We start from the raw sequence: 22,265 nt of genomic DNA on the forward strand, positions 1-22,265 counted from the left end.
AAGATGAGTGTTAAATTTCCAAATTAGATTGAACACCTTCCCAGCCAATAATAGCTGTTTTGCGTGTGTTTCCCCACATATAACCGCCAAAGGTTCCAGTAGATTGAATGACACGGTGGCAAGGGATTAAGAAAGCAACAGGGTTGCTGCCAATTGCAGTTCCAACGGCACGTGAAGCATTTGGCTTCTCTATTTTTTGTGCAATTGAACCATAGGTTGAAAGCTGTCCCATTGGTATTTTAAGCAATGTCTCCCAAACTTTCAATTGAAAATCAGTACCCTTTAAGTGTAGCTTTATTTCGGATAATTTACTCCAGTCATTCTGAAAGATAAACAATGCATTTTGCTGAGCTAAATCTAGTTTTCGTGTAAATGTTGCATTGGGGAATTTTTGCTTTAAATCTTTAAAACCGATTTCTTCACTTTCGGCGAAAGCCATAAAACAAATTCCTTTTTCGGTTGAAGCAACAATGAGATTCCCAAACGGGCTTTCGGCAAAACTAAAATTAATGACTAAGTTTTTACCACCATTTTTGTATTCCGCAGGGGTCATTCCTTCTATATTTACAAATAAATCGTGCAAACGGCTTGTGCCCGAAAGCCCAGTGTCAAAAGCAGTATCAAATAAAGTAGCTTGATTGTTCTCTTTAAGTATTTTTTTTGCGTGTTCAACACTAATATATTGTAAGAACTTTTTCGGACTCGTTCCAGCCCATTCAGTAAATAAGCGCTGAAAGTGAAACGGACTTAAATGTACTTTTTCGGCAACCTCATCTAAGTTAGGCTGCTCCTTGAAGTTGGCTTTGATATAATCTATTGCATCGGCAATGCGATTATAATTGATGTTTTCCTGTGTCTTCATTTTGTTCAATTTTATAATACAAATATCGACAAGGCTCTACAGTTATAAAATCCGAAACTTGCGGTCTTTTTTTTGTTCTCTTTTGTTCTTTTTGTTTCAGGTTTCAAGTTCCACAAAACTTCAAACAACTATTCGTTTTTTAGGCTTTTTTCCATTTTATAATTAATGAGTTCTACTCCTAATCTTTCTATTCTTTGTTCGGCTTTTACAATAAATCCTTTCTTTTCAAAAAATGGTTTTGCTGTTATACTTACATCAGCAGTTATAGTTTTAGAATGTAGTTTTTTTGCTTCAAGGACTAATTCATTCAAAATTTTATTGGCGATTCCTTGTTGCTGATACTCTTTATGGATGTAAAAGAGATCAATATAATTTCCTTCTTTTAAAGTTCCATAGCCTACAATTTTATTTTCGATAATTGCCAATAAAACAAACTGAGTATTAATAACGGCGACCCAACGCTCGGTATTATTTACTCCAGAAATCCAAACCTCAATTTGTGCTGGATTATAATCTTTTTGACAAACAGTTTTAATGGTGTCAATATATAATTCTTGCATTTCTTTTAAGTCAAGAATAGTAGCATTTCTGAAAATCATTATTTTAAAAATTGATTCGTTTTATATTCTTTGATAGCATCATTTGACGCTATCAAAACATCTGTTTTTAATTAATGAGCAGTAGTTTGCGAAAAAACATTAATTACAATAACCCCAATTAGTATTAAGGCTAATCCAATAATTGCAGGTAAATCAGGAATTTGTTTGAAAAAAACGGCGCCAATAATAGTAATCAAAACAATACCAACTCCAGACCAAATTGCATAGGCAATACCGATTGGAATAGTTCTAATTGCAAAACTCAAAAAATAAAACGCCCCAAAATACCCCACAATCGTAATAATACTTGGAATTAATTTAGTGAATTCTTCAGATTTTTTTAGTGCTGAGGTTGCAATGATTTCAAATACTATAGCAACAGCTAAGAATAAAAAGTTTTTCATATTCACGTTTTTTACAAAGTTAAGATTTGTATTTAAGTGAAAAGAAGAATTTGATATGTTTTATTAAATAGTTTGAGTTACAAGAATTATTAGAAAATAGGCGGGTGTAATTTATTTTTTTAGTTCTTTAATTCTATTTTCGAGTGTTCGTTTTGTCAATAAATACTCTTTTGCGGTAATATTATATCTGTTTGCCTCTAATTGAGTAAGTTGCTTATACAGTTCGATTATTTGTTTCTCCTCTTCTGAATGTTCTATCTCAGGGTAGAGCTTGTCAAGCTCCTCTTCAATATTAATTGTTTTACAGAGCATCTCTTTCAATGTTTCGCCAATAACAACAGTACTTTCATATTCTAAATTACCAGCAGCTACAGCAACAAGGTTAATGTTTGTAGGATTTCTAAAATCGTAGGCATAAAATATTCCACCTCCATTAAGGGCAATAGGCATAAGGAGAGGGGCGTATTTATCAAATTCATAGTCAAGATAAAAGGTGCTTATTTCAACTAAGGAGAAATAGCCAAATTCTCTTTCTCCGTTTAATATTCCACCACCATTTGAATACTGTAATAATTCGTGTAATTCAACAGGTAAGAAAAACGCATTGGGAAGTGTAGTATTCCAATTTTTTTCAAGGGATGTTCTATTTAACGCATCAGTTAATCCTTTTTGTTTATCAAAAAAAGTATAGTTATTGTACCACATAATTTAAGATTGTTTTATTTCATTTAAATCTATTTTATGAAGAAGTTTTTCTGAATTTGGGTCGTAATAGCGATAGGGAATGCTTGGCCCTAATGCGCGAAAAGGACCGTCTTTGTGATTTAGAAAAGCCGAAAATCTTCCGCAACATTCTAATGTTATGTAACTAAAATTAGAATCACAACTACTAACTTGAACATTAATCCATTGTGGGACTTTACTATTTCGCCATAAATAATCAATTACAGTCGATTCAGTAGCAGGATTAATAGAACTGGTTTCGTCGATTTTATCATGAGGATAAACTTCCTCATCGGCTGTTAATTCATTTCCATCGTATGAACAATTGGTTTTGATTATAAATTTATGCTCATAAGGTAATTTGTTGGTTACCATTTCTTGAGTAAAATTGATAAGTCCATCAAGGGCTTTTTTTAGATTAATTTCAAAATCTTCCTTTTTCATAATTAATTTTGCGATTTAGTACAAAAACTATTTAAGTTCTCCTTTTCGTATTGTCACACTTATTAATTTATAGCCACTTTCAGTTCTTAAAAATTCAAAATGATCTTGGGTAATATCTTTTTTATCACGGTGGGAAATAACAATGTTTTTTACTGGATAAATCCATTCTTTGGCTTGATAACAATTGTCAAAATAGTGATCATATTTCTTGTTTTCATATATAAATGGATTTAGACGTTCGTTAAAAACGGTATAATCACAACTAGTTGATTTAAGTTCTAATAATTTGTTTTTTATTAGCTTATAATTACGTTTTATAAATACTGTTTTTGGGTTACTAATCCAACCGTTTGGTTCTTTCCAATAAAAAATTTCATCATCAGAATGTTTGAGTAAATTAGCTATAGACAAATCAGAGAGTAAATCGTTTGTTAGCCAAGATTTGAATTCTTTTTCATAATTTATAAACGAATAGTATTGCCCATCAACTCCTTGAAAATTTTCTCTTATTGAATCCTTACTAGGGGCAATTGATTTCTGTAGGGAATAGAAATTAAGTTCATCACTATAATCAAAATTCTCAATTAATATTTTATTGTTGGTGTCAATAAGATATTGCTTGCCACCAGTCCAACCAAAATGATTGCAGCCTCCTCCATGAGTGTCATTAACCTTCTCGGCACCTTTTAATACGATGACCATTCCGTTGTGCGCTTTGGTTAAGCTGTTGTATTCTGCAGGAATTACAATTTCACCATCACTGTTAAACATTCCCATCTTGTCCGTTTTAGGATCACTAAAACGAATAAAACCTTCATTCTCACAATCAGAACCATTGTCAAAAACATACAAACTATCTCGACCAACTATTTTGCCAGATTTAGTTAAGTAATAATTTTTCCAACTATTATTAGTCTCTTCACTAACTGCAATAATACCATCAAATTTATAGGCAGAAGTCATGCCCATGAATTTAGGTTCTATTTTGACATTACCGTTTTTATCTTTAAATCCGACAAGAGTAGTATCCTTATTCCAAAAGGAAACCCATATGTCTTTATCTTGTGCAAATATTGTACAGTTTGTAAAGAGAACCATAAGGAGAAGAATGTGTTTCATAGTTGGCTATCTATTAAAAGTTGTATTCGTAGTTTATTTCTTTTAAATCTTCTTCTAGTAATTCCCAATCTTCAATTTCTTCAACAATAGATAAAACCATTTCTTTAGTTAATGGTTTACCTTGATAAATTTCAGTTACAGTTTTTAAAGGGATTCCAGTTTCTTCAAAATACTCACTAGCCCAATCAATATAGGTCTGAGGATTTCCGTCAAAAATAGCGAGTAAGTCTTCAGAATTATCGTTGAAATCTTTAATCTCTCCAACTTCCCAGTTTTCGGATTCATTTGTCCATAAACAAAATGTTGTGCCGTTTGTGGCAACTGGTTCATCAAAAATAAACTGATTGTAAATTTCAGGTAGGTTCTTAGTCAGGTCACTTTTTTGGTTATGCTGAAATTCGTGTGCAAAACCACTAATTACACAATGATTTTCAAGAAAAAGGATATCCATCAAATCGCCAGATCCATCTCTCATACCAAAGTATTCTTCATCCTCTGCCCATTTAGAGTTGTATAAATAATAACGATATTCCCATTCTTGACAAATAATAGCGTCTAATACAGAAATTGCTTTACAGATATTCTGTAATGATTTTTTATCGGGTAATAATCCAAAGTGTTTAGTAGAAATCATATTCTTAATTAAATTTTATCAGGTCCAAATTGAATTTCTTTGGCTTCGTCATAACAATCGGAGCATAATATTTTAAAATCGGCTAGAGTTTCAAATGCTTCATTCCATTCTTCACCATTATCTAGCAGCCATTGTTCGCATGATCCACACCATGCAATTTGAGGGAGGTCTTCTTCGGCTTCAGAATAAAAGAATCCGACCTTTTCTTTTTTGTCTATTGCCATTGCGATATGAATACAGGCAAAAGACATGTCTTTTGAACCATGTTGTTCACATAAAACTTTTTCAATCATATTTTTTAATAGTTATCAGTTTAATTACCGATAGTTTCTTAGCTAATATATAAATATAATCTGCAATTTACTTCTTGAATAAAAGAAAAACCCTTACTATAATTGATTATACTAAGGGTTAGTTATGTTGCTGAAATGAATTGCTTACTTTTTTAGTGCTTTCTTTTGTTGTTCTTTTTCGTTCTTCTCTTTTTGTTTTTTCTCTTTCTCTTCTTCTCTAGCCTTTTTTTCTTCCTCGTGTTTTTTGGTGAGTTCTTCTTTTTCTTTTTTAGACTTTTCTACTTGTTCTTTTAGGTCTTCTACTTTTTTCGAACTCGATTCTAGTTTTGTTCTGCTTTTGTCTCGTTTCTCTTCAGACTTTGTTATTTCCTTTTCAGATTTTTCGATATTTTTTTGAAAGTCAGAATTATTGCTGTCTTCTGTATTATTTTTAAGACTAGCTAATTTCTCTTGCTTTGTATTTAAATCGGCGTTTAATTTCTCCGTTTTTTGTTCAAGTTTTTTTCTGTTTTTTTCTTCTTTAGCTAATTTATTTTCAGCAGTCTGAATCTTGTTTGTCTGAGACATCATAGTTCTCATTTGCCATTGCTGATTTGCCATTGAACGTTCACTTGCCCATTTTTGATTTTGGTTGTTCATTTGTTGATGCATGGCCCTTGCTTGGTTGTTGAATTGTGCAGAAGCAAAAAAGGGTAGCATTATTAATACTATTAAAATAAAGCATGTTCTCATAATTTGGGTTTAAGTTTGTTTTGAATCCAAATGTAGATTTATATTTTAAAATTATTCAAAAATATCTTATTAATTTTTAGGTGTCCTTGCCGTTTGCGTGAAGGATAGGAGGAAGCTACCGAAGTAGCCCGGATAGCCTGACAGTATTAAAGAAAGAGCCAATGAACGTAATGCTCATCGGCTCTTTTTTTAATGGTGGCACGCCCAAATTATAAATTTTATATTTATGAGTTTTTTAAGGATTGAGTGATAATCCGACGCTAAAAAACAATCGTACTTTGTCGATATTATTTATCCAAGAAGTATCAAAATGAATAGGTCCCAAAATTGACTGATAGCAAATAGCGGCTCCTCCAGATATTACAAGGCTAGGGTCAAAGTTATCATCCCAATTTCCTTTTGGGCTAAATGCCTTGTTAATGTATTTGTCAAAATTTTCAAACCCAACGGTCGCGATATTAAAATGGGGAGTTAGATAGATTTTTCCGATAAGATTTATTTGAGAAGCGATTTTTAGGCCCATATATTGCGTAACATTGAGCTCGTCTTCATGTAGGCCGGGAAATGAAAAACGATTACTGCCAGAAGTTGGAATAACCCCTCCTAAGAAATATTTTGAAGCATAACTAAGATCTGAAAATGAGATTTGATTGTCTTTAAGTTTATCCTGAAAAATAAAATAAGAATCAAATCCAATGATTCCTGTGATTTTCTTTTTTAAGAGTGCTCTCTTTTCAAAGCTGAAACCAAATTTTGTATAACCATTGGTTCCACCAGATATGCTTGTTAGCTCAGGGTCATTAAAAGAGGTGTAGACATTCGATAACAATGATCTGGATACATTTGCTTTTATAATTGTTCCATTTTCAGCAAAGAAAACTTTATCCATATTATTGTATGAATAATGCATGTTTATTTCTATACTGTTTAGAGAATAATTGTTGATATTGATTGAGTTTGGGTTGTATTCTCTGTCGTATTTTGGTTTTAAATTAGTGTAATGATAGTTTAAACCGTAGCCAAAATAGCTTTTTAGCGAATTTAAATTTCTGTTCATCTCATTATTAAATTCAAAAGAATTGTAAAGTACATTATCTGATGCTCTACCATTGATGTAAATTTCTTGTCTTAAAAAGGCTCCATAAATTTCAGATGCCCACCACCAATCTCGGTTTTTTCCAAAATTTTTCTGAAAATTGATTCGTGCTTTTGGTTGCTCAGCAATATCGACAGTTAAAAGAAGGCGAGATGCTCTAGCAAGAACATTTCTGGCAGTGTAGTTAAAAATGATTCCAACTCCTCGGTAGGTATCGTAATGTACTGATGTGTTCAGTTGGTTTTTAGCACGTTCATGTCCAAATATTGTAATTCCTAGTTTGTTGCCATCTTTGATGAAATAGCTATATGTAATCTCGTCAAAAAGATTAGTACCCATTGCTCTATTAATACCTGCTATTAAATCTTTGGTAGTATATTTTGTATTGGTTTTGAGATTTGTTCTTCCTAATACTAGAGCAAGATTTTCCGGACTGATTTTTTTGTAAACAATAGTGTCAAAAATAAATTCTGCAGGCATGTTTGGCAATTTGTGAGTTCGTTGAGTATATCCTTTTAATTTTTCAGATAATGCAATTAAAGCCGGAAGGTTTTCTGCTGTTGCAATTTTACCATCTTTGTAGATTTCATCACTGTCTGCAAAATCAGCAGTAGAAAAGCGTAAGTTTGGCAGGTGATCTACTAATATTGTACAAAGTGCTCGGTTTGAAGGATTTTTTATGTTACTTGGAAACATACTGGTTTGAGTCAATATAGTTACAAGGTTATTCAGTTTGTCTATTGGTTGCAATCCACCACCTACATCACTACCAATAATAATGTCAGCACCCATTTGTTTAGCAACGTCAGTTGGAAAATTATTCATCACGCCTCCATCAACCAATACTGTTTTTTCATAAGGCATAGGCTTAAAAATCGCTGGTAAAGACATACTGGCTCTCATGGCATAAGCTAAACTACCTTTGCTTAGAATAACCTCTTTTCCTTCAGACAAATCGGTAGCCATAGCTCTAAACGGTATTGGCAGGCTATCAAAATCTTTAATATTATACACCGGATAGGTTAATTCTGAGAGATATTCTCTTAAGTTTTGATCATTTAAAAGTGAGCCAATGCTGTTTAGTTTTTTATCTTTAATCCCTATTCCTATTAAATATCTCTGGAATTCTCTTTTTTCCTCTACGCTTGCGGATGTTAACGACTGGCCTCCGCCAAGTAATTTATCCCAATAAATGTCTTTGGTTAATTTTTCGATACTATCACCAGAATATCCCATCGAATACAAACCTCCTATAATGCTTCCCATACTATTTCCAACAATAAGATCAGGAACGATGTGTAAAGAATCTAGTTTTTGTAAAAGTGGAATATGCGCAATTCCTTTTGCACCACCACCACTTAAGACTAAAACCACTTTAGGTTTCTTTTCCTGAGAAAAAATAATTTGCGGGAGAACAAGTAAAAATAAAAAGACGAGTAGATAAGATGTTTTTTTCAAGAGTACAACGTTTATGTATTTGAGAAATTGAGACTTATTTTATAAAGGTATAATTTTTTTATAAGAAATTTTTTTGTGCATAAAAATAAACGATTTGCTTATTTTTAAAAGAGGTCTAAAATAGAAAACCCTCACATTTCTGCAAGGGTTGTATCTTAATTACTTAGTAGTAAAAACTTAATACTAGTATCTGTAATATTCTGGTTTGAAAGGACCTTCAACAGGAACACCAATATAAGCAGCTTGATCGTCACGTAAAGTTTCCAATTCAACTCCTAATTTAGCTAAGTGTAAAGCAGCAACTTTTTCATCTAAATGTTTAGGTAACATATAAACGTCATTGTTGTAAGCAGCACTGTTTTTCCATAATTCAATTTGAGCCAAAGTTTGGTTTGTAAATGAGTTACTCATTACAAAACTTGGGTGACCTGTAGCGCAACCAAGGTTAACTAAACGACCTTCAGCAAGAATGATGATATCTTTTCCAGCGATAGTATATTTGTCAACTTGTGGTTTGATTTCGATTTTAGATGCACCGTGGTTTTTGTTCAACCAAGCCATATCAATTTCGTTATCAAAGTGTCCGATGTTACAAACAACAGTTTTATCTTTCATTTGTTCGAAGTGCTCACCAAGAACGATATCTTTATTTCCTGTAGTTGTAATGATGATATCAGCATTAGCAATAACAGTATTTAATTTTTTAACTTCATAACCGTCCATTGCAGCTTGTAAAGCACAAATTGGGTCAATTTCAGTAACAGTTACAATAGATCCAGCACCTCTAAAAGAAGCAGCAGTTCCTTTTCCAACATCACCGTATCCACATACGATAACTCTTTTTCCAGCAAGCATTAAATCAGTTGCACGACGAACAGCATCAACAGCAGATTCTTTACAACCGTATTTGTTATCAAATTTAGATTTAGTAACAGAGTCATTAATGTTAATTGCAGGCATTGGTAAAGTTCCAGCTTTTACTCTTTCGTAAAGTCTGTGAACACCAGTTGTAGTTTCTTCAGATAAACCTTTGATTCCAGGAACCAATTCTGGGAAACGGTCAATAACCATATTAGTTAAATCTCCACCATCATCAAGAATCATGTTCAATGGTTTTCTATCTTCACCAAAGAATAAAGTTTGCTCAATACACCAGTCAAATGATTGCTCATCTAGACCTTTCCAAGCATAAACTTGAATTCCAGCAGCAGCAATAGCAGCAGCAGCTTGATCTTGAGTAGAGAAAATGTTACAAGAAGACCAAGTAACCTCAGCACCAAGAGCAATTAAAGTTTCGATTAAAACTGCAGTTTGGATAGTCATGTGCAAACATCCTGCAATACGAGCACCTTTAAGAGGTTGCTCATCTTTATATTCAGCACGAAGTGCCATTAAACCTGGCATTTCAGCTTCAGCTAGTTCAATTTCTTTTCTTCCCCAAGCCGCTAGAGAAATGTCTTTTACTTTGAAAGCCACAAAAGGCGTAGTTGTAGTACTCATTTATAGTATATTTGTAATTACTTTGTCCGTTTGCCTTCTAGGCTCGGGCGTAAAATTTTTGCAAATTTACGTAATAACTTTATAATTTAACTAATTTCTAAAAGATTTGTGAAATGTTTAATTGCTTAATCTTTTGAACATTAGCTAAATTATTTTTATTCGAAGCTATTTCCTGCTGTTCACTATATCTATTGCGGCGAACCCCGCCACAATAGGATGCCGTTACCATCAGGGCTAGAAAAAAAGAACCGATGCTAACAACTTATAAAAATATTTAGTAGATAAATTAAATATCGCTTAATTGGTTTAAAATAAAGCGGAATGTATATTTTAGTACTGTGTTTAATTTATAACGAGTAATTTATAATTCACAATTTAAAAAAAATGCCTTTACATCAAACAATACAATTTAACCCAACAACCCAAATTTTAGTTTGGAAGATAACTGAGTCTTTCGAAGAGTTGTTTGATAAAGTGGTTTTAAAAGAAAAAACGCAACTGAGATTAAACGGAATGAAATCTCAAATGCACCAACGTGCTTTTCTAAGTGTACGTATGCTGATTCAGGAAATGGGTTTTACGGATCATGATTTGCATTATGACGAATTTGGAAAACCGTACTTAAGTTGTCATAATTATATTTCGATTACGCATTCTCATAATTTTGCTGCAATTATTATCAGCGAAGAAACTGTAGGGATTGACATGGAATTACAGCGTGAAAAAATCCTCAGAATTGCCGATAAATTCGTAGATAGAGAATTCGATTATTTAAACCCAGATGTACTAGAAGAATACATAAAAAAACTAACAGTGATTTGGGGAGCAAAAGAAGCAATCTTTAAAATCAGAAACGAAAAGGGAATCAGTTTTAAAGATCATATTCGTGTAAACCCTTTTTCATTAAAAGAAAATAAAACTCAAGCCAGTCTTCATTTTGAAGATTTAATAAAAGAGTTTAATGTGTATTACGAAGAAATCGAAAATTTCACTTTAGTTTATGCATTTGAGAAATAACTTTTTGCATAAAACATTGAAGAAAAATAGAAAGAATATTATTGATGAGAAAACAATTTTTTATAGTTTGGCTTTTCTGTTTCTCACTATCAATTTATGGACAGAAAAATGATTTAGAAAAACAAGCCAAAATTGATAGAGTTAATTATTTAGTCAAATCAATAGATAGTATAGCTAGAGAAAAAAGAGAAGGTATAATTGAAGGAGTTGTTGTTTATTCACATGGATTAAAGAAGAATTTTGGTTGGGAAGCTTATTTTTTGAATGATGAAAATGAAAAACGCCCCTTAAGGATTAAATACAATGAAAATAAGCCAACTGGACTTGAATCTTTGAGCTTATATTATCATGAAGGGGAGTTGATATATTCAGAATTAATAGAAGTTGTAATAAATAAAAAGTCAAAACCAATAAGGGAGATAATTAAAAGAATATCTTTTGAAAAGGGAGAGCCTTTAAATTTTGATGATACATTATTAGATCGAGATTTATTTTATATTCTTGAAAAAGAAAAAGAGCTTTTGAAATCAATATATTACAAGTAATTTTACTTAAAATAATTTAGTGATTAGAGGCAAGATTTTTAATAAAGAATGAGATAATAATCTGCCAAATCAGCGTGCAAAAAAACAGTCTCCGTGTGAAACTTAAAACAAAAATTAACAGTTACACTTTAAATTTTTTAGCGAGCCTTAGTGATTTCTTTGTGAAACTTTGCGTAATACTCATCTAGCTTTTTGAGCGGTTTTCAAACATACTTAAATACAAAAACGTACTCATTTTTCGAGCTCTTCGTTTAAGTATATCTACATTTTCACCTTCAAAAAGCTCGTCTAATGTTTCAAACCATATATTTAGCCAAATCCCAAACTCATGTGATGAAATCTGATGGTTAAAATTATCGTCGATTTTATTATGTGCTTCAATGGGATTTCCTTTGTATTTTTTGACAGCAAATAAATTGGTTTCCCAAAAATCAATTAGCTTCTCCAAGTGTTCGTCCCAATCTTTAATCATATCATTAAAATAAAAGCCAATTTCAGTATTGGCTCTTATTTTAGTATAGAAAGTGTTTACCAGAAGCGAAATGTCTTCTCTGTTTTCTATTTGTTTTTTCATAACTAAATGTTATTTATAATAATGAACAAGATACTAAAAAAGACACTTGTTATAATCAGGTTAAAAACCGTTTTATGGCTCATTTGCGCCAAAATAGAAGTATTAGCAATAATATTAGCAAATACAATTATAGCAAGCTGAATCATTTGTGTTAAAGATGTTCCATTAGCAAGGATAAACATTGCAGCGGCTGCACCAAGACAGCTTTGTCCAATTATTGCCATAGTAGCAGAACCGATGTAGCTTTTATCAAAATTTTCGAATGTTGAGTTATAGAGTGTCATGATATATAATTTTAGAGTAACAAAGTTACATGCATCATATACCTCACATTTATGACTCAAATCATAAAGGGATAATTATCGATATACTTTTCTGTTTATAATTTTTAGCTCCCCCTTTTTTTCAAGTGATTTTATAGCACGTATAACAGTTTCAACACGTAGTCCAGATAAATCTCCAATTTGTTGTCTAGTAAAATTGATGAGGTAGCCGTTAGCATCTTTTTTAAAGTTAAAATTTGCAATAGCATAATCTATCAATCGCAACACACGATGTTCAGGTTCATGAGTAGATATTTCGGCAGCCATTACAGATTTGTAATACAATCGCTGTGCTAAATTTTCGATGATTTTGATACTTATTGCAGGATTTTCATTTAGCAGTTTCATGAAGTTTTCCTTAGAGACACAAAGTATTTCAGCATCTTCTACAACAACAGCATTTGCAGGGTATTTTTGATTTAAGAACAAAGGAGGCTCACCAAAAGATTGGTTTTTATAGAAGATACCTTGAATGAATTCTCGTCCGTCATCATTGTAATTATTCATTTTTACTTCGCCGGAAAGAATTTGATAATAATGTGTAGGCAATTTTCCTTCACCAAAAACAGAAGTTGCTTTTGCATAAGATTTTTGTGTTGCACCATATTTTTCAAGCAATTCAATAGTAATCATAAATTTGTTTCTTTCATTAGTGAAAGCGAATACACAAATATAATTGATTCAAAATAGTTCTCTTGCATTAAAAAACTTTTACTTTTACACTCGTTATGGAACAAAAAGTACAAGACATATACAAACAAATACGATTAGCGAAGGTCGAGAATCGAAAATTACTTGCGATTCTTTTGGATCCAGATAAAATAAATTGGGAAAATTTTGATGATTTGTTGTTAAAAATAAATCAATCTCCAGCTACACATATATTTGTAGGCGGGAGTTTAGTTGAAAGTACCATTTTGGAAGATTTGGTTTTTCAGTTAAAGTTAAAAACGAACTTACCAATCATAATTTTTCCGGGAGATCCATCGCAAATTTCAAGTCAAGCCGATGCTATTTTATTCTTGTCGTTATTGTCAGGTCGAAACCCAGATTATTTAATAGAATATCAGGTTCAGGCAGCGCCAATTTTAAAGAAAATGAATTTGGAAATTATTCCAACAGGATACCTTTTAATAGAAAGTGGGAATGAAACGGCAGTTGCAAGAGTGAGTAAAACAAAGCCAATGGATAGAGCAAATCTTGATTTGGTGTTAGCAACAGCACAGGCTGGGGAAATGTTAGGCAACAAATTAATTTATCTCGAAGCGGGGAGTGGAGCGAAACAATCTGTTCCGTTAGAAATGATTCGATTGATTTCTCAAAATGTACATATTCCTATAATTGTTGGTGGAGGAATTGTAGCTTTGTCACAAATTCAAAAAGCTTACGAAATGGGAGCTGACGTAGTTGTTATAGGAACAGCTTTTGAAAATGACATTCATTTTTTTGAATCATAAACAAAGTATTGTATAATGAAAACAAACAAACTCAATGATTGATTTTTTTCTTAATGCGTATAAAAATGTTCCACTTTGGCATATTGGCTTAGAGTTTCTTGTTTTTGTTTTCGGAATATTAAGTGTTTGGTTTGCCAAAAAAGAGAATATTTTGGTATATCCTACAGGATTAATTGCTACAGTAATTTCTGTTTATTTATTATACATAGCGGGTTATTTAGGCGACATGATGATTAATGGATATTTCTCTATTATGAGTCTTTATGGCTGGTACAACTGGTCAAAAGGAACGAGTCAGGAAGATAATTTGCCTATTACTCGTACCAATAATAAAGAAAAATTAATAGGTATCGCCTTGTTCTGCATCACAATTTTTGTAGTTTTCGGAATCTATAAATTTTTTGATTACAAGTTACATAAAGATAACTATGTCGATATTCTTGCTTCAGGTATATTTTTTACTGGGATGTGGTATATGGCAAAGAAAAAAATAGAGAATTGGACCCTTTGGATTATTGGTGACATTATTGTAGTGCCTTTATATGCATACCGTGGGTTAGGAATGTTATCGTTCCAATATTTAATTTTTACAATTTTGGCTATTTCAGCTTATTTAGAATGGAAGAAAATCTTAAACAACAAGATACAGGAATATTAAAATTTGCTTTATTCGGTCCAGAGAGTACCGGTAAAACAACTTTAGCTCAGCAACTTGCTTCGTATTATGAAACAGAGTGGGTGCCTGAATTTGCACGTGATTATCTTCAGCAGAAATGGGAAGAAAACCAGCATATTTGTGTAGAGGCAGATATGATGCCAATTGCTTATGGACAAACCAAATTAGAAAATGACAAATTAGTTTCAGCAAATAAATTTTTATTTTGTGATACTAATCTCATGGTGACTAAGGTGTTCTCAGAGATGTATTATAACTATTGTAATCCATTGTTAAATGAAGCAGCATTAGAGCATGAATACGATTTGTTTTTTCTTACTGATATAGATGTTCCTTGGGAAAAAGACGACATAAGAGATAGTCCAAAAGAAAGAGAATCTGTTTTTTCTGTTTTTAAAAGAGCATTAATAGAGGCTAAAAAGCCTTATATAACCCTTTCGGGAAATAAAAAATCGCGCTTGGCAAAAGCAGTAGGAATTATTGATAACTTAGTTCTTGCTAAAGAGTTAGGTTTTTCTTCAGCAGATTTTGTTCAAATTTATGAGCATGGTATATCCTTTGAAAAGATAAAGGAACAATTACAGATTTTTAAAAACGGAATAAATAAAAGTCATCTAATAAGTCCAGCAACAGTTTCAAATGGAATTTTAAGTTTGTCAGAAGCAGACTTTGAAACAAAAGCAGCCTTGTTTGATGCGAATAAATCAAAATTAAAATTAAAAAAATTCGTTCCTGCATCGGGAGCTGCGAGTAGAATGTTTAAGTTTTTGAGTGCCTTCTTAAATGATTTTGATATTGAAAAAGAAAGTATTAATGCCTATATCAACAGAAAACAAGAAAGCCAATTGTCTCTTTTTATTATAGGGATGGATAAGTTTCCTTTCTTTGAAATGGTAGATAAGAAATTAAAAGAGGTATATCCTGATTTTGATTCTCTAAACGTAGATTATAAAAATTATTATTTTATAAAGATGCTACTGGCTTCGGATTATTTTGATTTTGCTAATAAGCCAAAAGCAGTTTTACCATTTCATAAATACAAAACACATACTGCAAATCCCATAGAGGAGCATTTGCACGAATGTGCTCATTATGCTAGTTCAAATTCTGTATCTAATTTACATTTTACAGTTTCAGAAATACATCAGAGTCAATTTGAAGAATGTGTTAAGGCAGTTAAAGCAAAATCCGAGAAAGAGTCTGGAACAAAAATAGATATTAGTTATTCATATCAAAATAAAAGCACTGATTCAATTACAGTTGATTTAGAGAACAAACCAGTTAGAACAGAAGAAGGGAAATTGATTTTTAGGCCAGGAGGACATGGTGCTTTGATTGAAAATTTAAATAACCTTAATGCAGATGTCATTTTTATTAAGAATATAGATAATGTAATTCAGAATCATATTGAGAAAATTTCTTTGTATAAAAAAGCATTAGCTGGTATTCTAATAGAATTGCAGGATAAGGTTTTTGATTATTTGCAGGATATCGAAAATAAGAAGATTACAGAAGATAAGATTACAGAGGCAGCTTTATTTTTAAAACAGAATCTAAATATCGAAATAGATTTTGAAAAGCTAACCTTTGAAAGCAAAATAGATAAAATTAAAGAAGCATTGGATAGACCAATTCGCGTATGTGGAATGGTTAAAAATGAAGGAGAACCAGGAGGAGGACCATTTTGGGTTCAGAATGAAAATGGAGTTATATCACTTCAAATCGTCGAAACTTCTCAGGTAGATTTGACAGATAAAAATCAAATGGCAATACTAGCTAATGCAACACATTTTAATCCAGTAGATTTGGTTTGTGGAACCAAAAACTATAAAAATGAAAAGTTTGATTTAATACAATTCGTAGATCATAATAGTGGTTTTATTGTAGAAAAGAGTAATTTAGGTAAGAGTGTCAAAAGTTATGAATTGCCAGGATTGTGGAATGGAGCAATGGCAAATTGGTTAACAGTTTTTGTCGCTGTACCAATAATTACTTTTAACCCTGTAAAAACAGTAAACGATTTATTAAAACCAGCACATCAATTGCAATAATGGAAATAGAAAAAATTGTTACAGAACTAACTTACAAAGCTGTTCGTAGTAGTGGTGCGGGTGGACAAAATGTGAACAAAGTATCCTCAAAGGTAGTTTTGACTTTTGATTTGCGAAATTCACAAGCTTTATCAGATGAAGAAAAAATACTTTTAGAAATAAAATTAGCAACCAGATTAACATCAGATGCTATTTTAATTCTGACCTGTGATGAAGATAGAAGTCAATTAAAAAATAAAAGTATTGTGACAAAACGGTTTTTAGAATTGATTAAAAATGCTTTAATAATTCAGAAACCTCGAAAAGCGACAAAGATTCCAAAATCAGTAATTCGTAAGCGAATTAAGGATAAAAAAAATGTTTCAGAGATTAAACAATCCCGTAAAAAACCAAATTTAGATTAGTGCTTTTTGATTTTAATTAATTTAAAAAATCAAATGCGTAAAGAGTTCAAATATCTAAAAATCTTTTCTACTTTTGCGACGTCTCAAAGGGGTGCTCTAAATAACGAGCTGAGATCATACCCAAAGAACCTGAGCGAGTAATGTTGCTAAGGGAAAAAAAATGACAATTGTTGGCGTATATGCTATATTTTGTCATGGAACAATCATTTATTAATTTAACAAAAGAATAATTCCCCCTTTTATTCGTAATCTTTTTACGGATGAAAACTATTTTAAGTTTTAAAAAAGGTACTGAGGTACTAAGTTACAAAGCTTCTAAGCTTTCTAAAAAGCTAGACTACAAGTTGTTTTGCTTTTTTTTATTCACTTTTTTTTATTCACTAATTTCTTTCTCTCAAGTACAAGATACGACCAAGGTAAATCAGCTAGATAATGTATTGGTTTCTGCAGTGCGTGTTACTACAAAAACGCCAGTTTCCTTTAGTAATATGGATAAAAAGGAAATCAAATTTAGAAATCTAGGTCAAGATATTCCAATTTTAATGAATTACTTACCCTCAGTAGTTACTACTTCTGATGCAGGAAATGGTATGGGATATACCGGAATTAGAGTGCGTGGTAGCGATGCAACGAGAGTTAATGTTACAATCAACGGGATTCCGTATAATGATTCCGAAAGCCAAGGTACATTTTGGGTTAATATGCCCGATTTTGCTTCTTCGGTAGAGAGTCTGCAATTACAGCGTGGTGTTGGGACTTCTACAAATGGTTCAGGAGCTTTTGGAGCCAGCTTAAATATGCTTACAGACAATTATGCTTCAAAAGGCAATGGCGAAATCTCAAATTCTTTCGGGAGCTTCAACTCTCATAAACATAATGTAAAGTTTAGTACAGGTCTATTAAATGATCATTTTGAAATCGCAGGACGTTTGTCTGTAATAAAATCGGATGGTTATGTGGATAGAGCAAGTTCAGATCTAAAATCCTATTTTCTGCAAGGAACTTATGTAGGTAAAAAGACTTTAATTAAAGCATTGGTATTTGGAGGGAATCAAAGAACATATCAATCTTGGAACGGAATTGATGCTGAAAAACTAAATACAGATCGGACTTACAATTCTGCTGGAAAGTACAAAGATGAAGCTGGAAACATTCGTTATTATAATAATGAAACAGATAATTATAAACAAGACCATTACCAGTTGCATTGGAATGAATCTGTTTCTGATAAATGGAGTACTAATTTAGCATTTCATTATACAAAAGGGTTAGGTTATTATGAGAATTATAAATACGATACGCCTGTTGAAGGTTATGGAGGAATCGAGCCTACTAAAATGGTTGAAAATGATAAGGGAGAATTAGTTCCAGGAACAGATTTAATTCGTCAGAAATGGTTAGATAATGATTTTTACGGAACCACTTTTTCGGCAAAATATAAAGAGGAGAAGTTAGATGTTATTTTGGGTGGTGGTTGGAATAAGTACGAAGGAGATCATTTCGGAAAAGTAATCTGGGCACGAAATATGGGGAAGGTTGAGTTAGGAGATCATTATTATGATGATTATTCCGCTAAGACTGATGGAAATGTTTTTGCGAAAGCCAATTATCAATTTACAGAAAAATTGAGTTTTTACGGAGATTTACAATACAGGCGAGTTACTTATAAAGCCAACAGTCATGAAACGGGTGTAGTAGATGATACTTTTAATTTCTTTAATCCAAAAGTGGGTTTGAATTATGAGCTTAATCAAAACAGCACTTTGTATTTTTCGTATGCAAGAGCTAATCGAGAGCCAAACAGAACCGATTACGAAGGAGGGAATGTCAAGCCAGAGAAATTAAATGATTTTGAATTAGGCTGGAGATTCAATTCAGAGAAATTCCAATTGAGTTCGAATGTTTATTATATGGGATACAAAGACCAATTGATTCTAACAGGAAGATTAGATGATGTTGGTGCGCCAATACGCGCTAATACTGATAAAAGTTACCGTTTAGGGTTGGAAGTTGATGCGACGATTAAATTGTCTGAAAAATTATTATTTCGACCAAACTTTACATTAAGTAGTAATAAAAATGTTGATTTAGCTGTTGAGGGGCAAAATTACGGAACAACAGATATTGCCTATTCTCCGTCTGTAATTGCAGGGAATATTATTGTTTACAGTCCGATTAAGAATTTACATCTTTCATTATTGCAGAAATTTGTTGGAGAACAATACATGAACAATATAGAATTACCAGAAGCTAAACTAGCAGATTATTTTGTAAACGATTTTAATGTTTCTTATGAGATAAAACCAAAATCTATTTTCAAATCAATTTTGATTACAGGGTTAGTAAATAATATTCTGGACAAAAAATATGTTTCAAATGGGGCAATGTGGGATATTTATCCGTCCTATTACCCACAAGCTGGAATTAACTTCTTAGCTGGAGCTACGTTAAAGTTTTAGAGCCATTTAGTTAATAGCAACAAAAAAGCCTGAGAGATTGTACTTTCAGGCTTTTTTGTTTTTTAATTGTAAATGCGTAATATATTTCCAGCTGCATCGATGCGATATTGTTTCATAGGATACTCTAGATCACCTAATCCTGTATATAGATTATAAGTGCTTTTATCACAAGAGCAAACAGCCATTATACCATCAATAGTCATGGCTTTACATGTTGAGATAGCCTGATTAGGACAAGCAGCATCAAAAACATTATAAGTTCCTTCTCCTGTTTTCATCACAATTAAGCCTTTTGCTCCATAGTTAGGAATGTAAACTGGATTGCTAATAAATTTTAGATTGTTGTACAAAGGTAAATTAGTATCTACAGTAAGATTAACGGAGTAATTTGGAATATTAGGGTTCTTACTTCTTTCACGACTATCACTACAGGATATGAGTAAGACAATAAACAGGGATAAAAGCCAGATTTTTTTCATTATTGTAAAAAGAATTAGTGAAACAAAAATAATTTAATTAGATTTGAAATCTATATGATTAACATATAATTATGTACTATTAAAAATAATAGTATCTTTGTAATAAGAAATCCCGTCCCGATGGGATTTTTTCTATTTATATAAACGATGAAGTTATGAGTAAAGTATCTTATTATACAGCAGAAGGATTAAAAAAGTTAAAAGATGAATTGGAGCACTTAAAAAGTGTAATGCGTCCAAAGGCATCTCAAGATATAGCCGAAGCAAGAGATAAAGGTGATTTATCTGAAAACGCAGAATATGATGCAGCAAAAGAAGCCCAAGGGTTGCTTGAAATGCGAATTTCTAAGTTAGAAGAAGTGTATTCGAACGCTAGATTAATTGATGAGTCGCAATTAGATGTTTCTAAAGCATTGGTGCTTTCTAATGTAAAAATTAAAAACCAAAGTAACGGTATGGAAATGACTTATACCCTTGTTGCTGAAAGTGAAGCAGATTTAAAAACAGGAAAAATATCAGTTACTTCTCCAATAGGAAAAGGATTGCTAGGTAAGTCTGTTGGTGAGGTAGCCGAAATCACAGTTCCTAATGGAGTTTTGAAATTTGAAATCCTTGAAATCACAAGAGACTAATTTTTTAACTGTCTAATCATTTATTGGGGCAACCAATTATTTGATTAAACAAATAACAAAATAAACAATGAGCATATTTACCAAAATAGTTAACGGAGAAATTCCAAGTTATAAAATTACTGAGGATGCTAATTTCTTAGCGTTTTTAGATGTAAATCCAAATGCTAAAGGACATACACTTTGTATTCCGAAGCAAGAAATCAATAAGATTTTTGACATGGACGATGAACTATATCTTGGGCTAATGCAGTTTTCTAAAAAAGTTGCAATTGCTTTAGAAAAAACGGTTCCATGTAAAAGAGTAGGAATGGCAGTAGTAGGACTTGAAGTTCCTCATGCACATGTGCATTTAATTCCGCTTAACGAAATGGATGAAATGCGCTTTCATAATAAAGTATCACTTACTAAAGAAGAATTTGAAGATTTAGCCAAAAGTATTCAGGCAAATTTATAGTCTTAATTAGCAAGTTTTAAATAAAATAAAACCACAAATTCAATAATGAGTTTGTGGTTTTTTATTTTTTATGAAAGAGAATTTATTTTATAATTCAATTGAATGATTGTTCCTTTCCCTATTTCAGATTGCAAGACTTTTATTTTTCCACCATGGTATTCCTCGACAATTCTTTTTGTTAGTGAAAGACCCAAACCCCAACCTCTTTTCTTGGTCGTAAACCCAGGTTCAAATATGGTTTTGAATTGGTTTTTAGGAATTCCGATTCCAGTGTCAGAAACATTTATCTTCACTAGATTTCCGTCTTGTTCAATTTTTAATGTCAGATTGCCTTTTCCTTTCATAGCATCAATGGCATTTTTTACCAAATTTTCTATGGTCCAGCTATGAAGAATTGGGTTAATCATAACCATAATTGGAGTTTTGGGCATCAGACAAGAGAAATTAACCTGTTTAGAAAAACGAGATTGTAAATAATCATATGTATTTAATGTTTCCTGAACAATATCTTTATTTTCAAGAACAGGAGTAGATCCTATCTTCGAGAAACGATCTGTAATAGTTTGTAAGCGTTCGATGTCTTTCTCAATCTCAGAAGTAATCGATTCATCAATATTTTCAGTTTTTAATAATTCGACCCAACCAATTAATGAGGATAGTGGGGTTCCTATTTGATGAGCTGTTTCTTTTGCCATCCCCGCCCAAAGTTTATTTTGGGTAGCCATTTTTGTGCTTCTGTAAAAATTGTACACTAAACCTGCAAACAAGAAAATTATCAATAATAAAGCAACTGGATAATATTTGAGTTTGTTTAATAGTTCAGAATTACCATAATAAAGTTCCTGATGTTTTCCTGGTGCATATTCAATTACTATCGCTTCGTTTTCACGTTTTAATTTCTTTAAAAAGGAAGAGGCTTTATAGTGGTCCTTTATAATCGTTTCATCAATATTTATAGCACTTATAATACTGTCTTTCTCAGTTAAAATAATAGGAATTGAAGTGTTGTTGCTAAAGATCTGAAGAGGTAATTCGACATCACTATTTTCATCAGCATTAATCAATGTTTTTTGAGCATTTGCCCAAAGATTCATTTTTAGTCGTTCTTCGTTTTTGAAAATCTGAAAAAAGGTATAAGTGTTCCAAAGGATTAAGGAAATAATCAAAAAGGAAGCGCAAATAATGATCCAGCGGGTTGTATTTCTTCTTTCTGAAAAAAACATAAATTAAATTTTGAGGTATAAATATAACGAAATAAACACAGTATATATTTTGTATGCAAACAAAGATTTTTATTTTTAAAATGGATAGACTTCTTTTGAAACTTAAA

General features: G+C 31.9%; 25 protein-coding genes. 9 read left to right on the forward strand and 16 right to left on the reverse strand.

Going from position 1 to position 22,265, the window contains the following annotated elements; all coding sequences use genetic code 11:
- Positions 1-10: 10 nt before the first annotated feature.
- The 11 genes from LNQ49_RS15040 to ahcY all read right to left on the reverse strand — a co-directional run bounded on the left by LNQ49_RS15040 (position 11) and on the right by ahcY (position 9,864).
- The gene (locus LNQ49_RS15040) at positions 11-862 is read right to left on the reverse strand and encodes a methylated-DNA--[protein]-cysteine S-methyltransferase (RefSeq protein ID WP_229989845.1); all 852 of its coding nucleotides are present in this window, start codon (positions 860-862) and stop codon (positions 11-13) included.
- A gap of 128 nt (positions 863-990) precedes the next feature.
- Complete coding sequence (locus tag LNQ49_RS15045) at positions 991-1,461, reverse strand: GNAT family N-acetyltransferase (protein WP_229989846.1); 471 nt, start codon at positions 1,459-1,461, stop codon at positions 991-993.
- Positions 1,462-1,532: 71 nt separating this feature from the next.
- Entirely contained in the window at positions 1,533-1,865 is a 333-nt protein-coding gene (locus tag LNQ49_RS15050; RefSeq protein ID WP_229989848.1) for a DMT family transporter, read from the reverse strand.
- Positions 1,866-1,976: 111 nt separating this feature from the next.
- A complete protein-coding gene (locus tag LNQ49_RS15055) occupies positions 1,977-2,570 on the reverse strand; it encodes an SMI1/KNR4 family protein (protein ID WP_229989850.1) in 594 nt (197 codons plus the stop codon).
- Positions 2,571-2,573: 3 nt separating this feature from the next.
- On the reverse strand, positions 2,574-3,032 hold the full coding sequence (locus LNQ49_RS15060; RefSeq protein WP_229989852.1) for a hypothetical protein: 459 nt from the start codon (positions 3,030-3,032) through the stop codon (positions 2,574-2,576).
- 27 nt (positions 3,033-3,059) lie between these two features.
- Positions 3,060-4,151 carry a WG repeat-containing protein gene (locus LNQ49_RS15065; RefSeq protein ID WP_229989854.1) on the reverse strand — a complete coding sequence of 364 codons (1,092 nt, stop codon included), beginning with the start codon at positions 4,149-4,151 and terminating at the stop codon, positions 3,060-3,062.
- A gap of 13 nt (positions 4,152-4,164) precedes the next feature.
- Positions 4,165-4,785 (reverse strand): hypothetical protein, encoded by a 621-nt coding sequence (locus LNQ49_RS15070; protein ID WP_229989855.1) that lies wholly within the window; start codon positions 4,783-4,785, stop codon positions 4,165-4,167.
- An 8-nt stretch (positions 4,786-4,793) separates the two neighbouring features.
- Complete coding sequence (locus tag LNQ49_RS15075) at positions 4,794-5,078, reverse strand: hypothetical protein (protein ID WP_229989856.1); 285 nt, start codon at positions 5,076-5,078, stop codon at positions 4,794-4,796.
- A 144-nt stretch (positions 5,079-5,222) separates the two neighbouring features.
- Positions 5,223-5,810, reverse strand: a complete 588-nt coding sequence (locus LNQ49_RS15080; protein ID WP_229989857.1) for a hypothetical protein — start codon at positions 5,808-5,810, stop codon at positions 5,223-5,225.
- 235 nt (positions 5,811-6,045) lie between these two features.
- Positions 6,046-8,364 carry a patatin-like phospholipase family protein gene (locus LNQ49_RS15085; RefSeq protein WP_229989858.1) on the reverse strand — a complete coding sequence of 773 codons (2,319 nt, stop codon included), beginning with the start codon at positions 8,362-8,364 and terminating at the stop codon, positions 6,046-6,048.
- Between the two features lie 183 nt (positions 8,365-8,547).
- Positions 8,548-9,864, reverse strand: coding sequence for an adenosylhomocysteinase (gene ahcY / locus LNQ49_RS15090; RefSeq protein WP_229989859.1), 1,317 nt, complete (start codon positions 9,862-9,864; stop codon positions 8,548-8,550).
- Between the two features lie 384 nt (positions 9,865-10,248).
- On the opposite strand from ahcY, the gene LNQ49_RS15095 reads away from it, so the two are divergent.
- Both LNQ49_RS15095 and LNQ49_RS15100 read left to right on the forward strand, forming a co-directional pair.
- The gene (locus tag LNQ49_RS15095) at positions 10,249-10,881 is read left to right on the forward strand and encodes a 4'-phosphopantetheinyl transferase family protein (RefSeq protein WP_229989861.1); all 633 of its coding nucleotides are present in this window, start codon (positions 10,249-10,251) and stop codon (positions 10,879-10,881) included.
- A 44-nt stretch (positions 10,882-10,925) separates the two neighbouring features.
- On the forward strand, positions 10,926-11,426 hold the full coding sequence (locus LNQ49_RS15100; RefSeq protein ID WP_229989862.1) for a hypothetical protein: 501 nt from the start codon (positions 10,926-10,928) through the stop codon (positions 11,424-11,426).
- 184 nt (positions 11,427-11,610) lie between these two features.
- On the opposite strand, the gene LNQ49_RS15105 is transcribed toward LNQ49_RS15100, so the two are convergent.
- The 3 genes from LNQ49_RS15105 to LNQ49_RS15115 form a co-directional block, all read right to left on the reverse strand.
- Entirely contained in the window at positions 11,611-12,000 is a 390-nt protein-coding gene (locus tag LNQ49_RS15105) for a group III truncated hemoglobin (protein ID WP_229989864.1), read from the reverse strand.
- Positions 12,001-12,002: 2 nt separating this feature from the next.
- Positions 12,003-12,284 (reverse strand): hypothetical protein, encoded by a 282-nt coding sequence (locus tag LNQ49_RS15110; protein ID WP_229989866.1) that lies wholly within the window; start codon positions 12,282-12,284, stop codon positions 12,003-12,005.
- A gap of 75 nt (positions 12,285-12,359) precedes the next feature.
- Complete coding sequence (locus tag LNQ49_RS15115; protein ID WP_229989868.1) at positions 12,360-12,956, reverse strand: Crp/Fnr family transcriptional regulator; 597 nt, start codon at positions 12,954-12,956, stop codon at positions 12,360-12,362.
- A gap of 95 nt (positions 12,957-13,051) precedes the next feature.
- On the opposite strand from LNQ49_RS15115, the gene LNQ49_RS15120 reads away from it, so the two are divergent.
- The 5 genes from LNQ49_RS15120 to LNQ49_RS15140 all read left to right on the forward strand — a co-directional run bounded on the left by LNQ49_RS15120 (position 13,052) and on the right by LNQ49_RS15140 (position 19,370).
- On the forward strand, positions 13,052-13,780 hold the full coding sequence (locus tag LNQ49_RS15120; protein ID WP_229989870.1) for a phosphoglycerol geranylgeranyltransferase: 729 nt from the start codon (positions 13,052-13,054) through the stop codon (positions 13,778-13,780).
- 34 nt (positions 13,781-13,814) lie between these two features.
- Positions 13,815-14,438, forward strand: coding sequence for a nicotinamide riboside transporter PnuC (pnuC, locus tag LNQ49_RS15125; protein WP_229989872.1), 624 nt, complete (start codon positions 13,815-13,817; stop codon positions 14,436-14,438).
- Positions 14,399-16,507 (forward strand): DUF4301 family protein, encoded by a 2,109-nt coding sequence (locus LNQ49_RS15130; protein ID WP_229989873.1) that lies wholly within the window; start codon positions 14,399-14,401, stop codon positions 16,505-16,507. Before pnuC ends, LNQ49_RS15130 begins: the two co-directional genes overlap by 40 nt.
- Complete coding sequence (gene arfB, locus LNQ49_RS15135; RefSeq protein WP_229989874.1) at positions 16,507-16,911, forward strand: alternative ribosome rescue aminoacyl-tRNA hydrolase ArfB; 405 nt, start codon at positions 16,507-16,509, stop codon at positions 16,909-16,911. The genes LNQ49_RS15130 and arfB overlap by 1 nt, the downstream gene beginning before the upstream one ends.
- Positions 16,912-17,171: 260 nt before the next feature.
- Complete coding sequence (locus tag LNQ49_RS15140) at positions 17,172-19,370, forward strand: TonB-dependent receptor (RefSeq protein WP_229989875.1); 2,199 nt, start codon at positions 17,172-17,174, stop codon at positions 19,368-19,370.
- Between the two features lie 62 nt (positions 19,371-19,432).
- Here LNQ49_RS15140 and LNQ49_RS15145 read toward each other — a convergent pair whose 3' ends face one another.
- Complete coding sequence (locus LNQ49_RS15145) at positions 19,433-19,849, reverse strand: Rieske (2Fe-2S) protein (RefSeq protein WP_229989876.1); 417 nt, start codon at positions 19,847-19,849, stop codon at positions 19,433-19,435.
- 155 nt (positions 19,850-20,004) lie between these two features.
- Here LNQ49_RS15145 and greA point away from each other — a divergent pair, with 155 nt between their 5' ends.
- Entirely contained in the window at positions 20,005-20,481 is a 477-nt protein-coding gene (greA, locus tag LNQ49_RS15150) for a transcription elongation factor GreA (protein ID WP_129540774.1), read from the forward strand.
- Between the two features lie 67 nt (positions 20,482-20,548).
- Entirely contained in the window at positions 20,549-20,935 is a 387-nt protein-coding gene (locus tag LNQ49_RS15155; protein ID WP_229989877.1) for an HIT family protein, read from the forward strand.
- A 68-nt stretch (positions 20,936-21,003) separates the two neighbouring features.
- Here LNQ49_RS15155 and LNQ49_RS15160 read toward each other — a convergent pair whose 3' ends face one another.
- Positions 21,004-22,158 (reverse strand): sensor histidine kinase, encoded by a 1,155-nt coding sequence (locus LNQ49_RS15160; protein ID WP_229989878.1) that lies wholly within the window; start codon positions 22,156-22,158, stop codon positions 21,004-21,006.
- Between the last annotated feature and the right edge of the window lie 107 nt (positions 22,159-22,265).

The organism is Flavobacterium pisciphilum, assembly GCF_020905345.1.
Classification (GTDB): Bacteria; Bacteroidota; Bacteroidia; order Flavobacteriales; family Flavobacteriaceae; genus Flavobacterium; species Flavobacterium pisciphilum.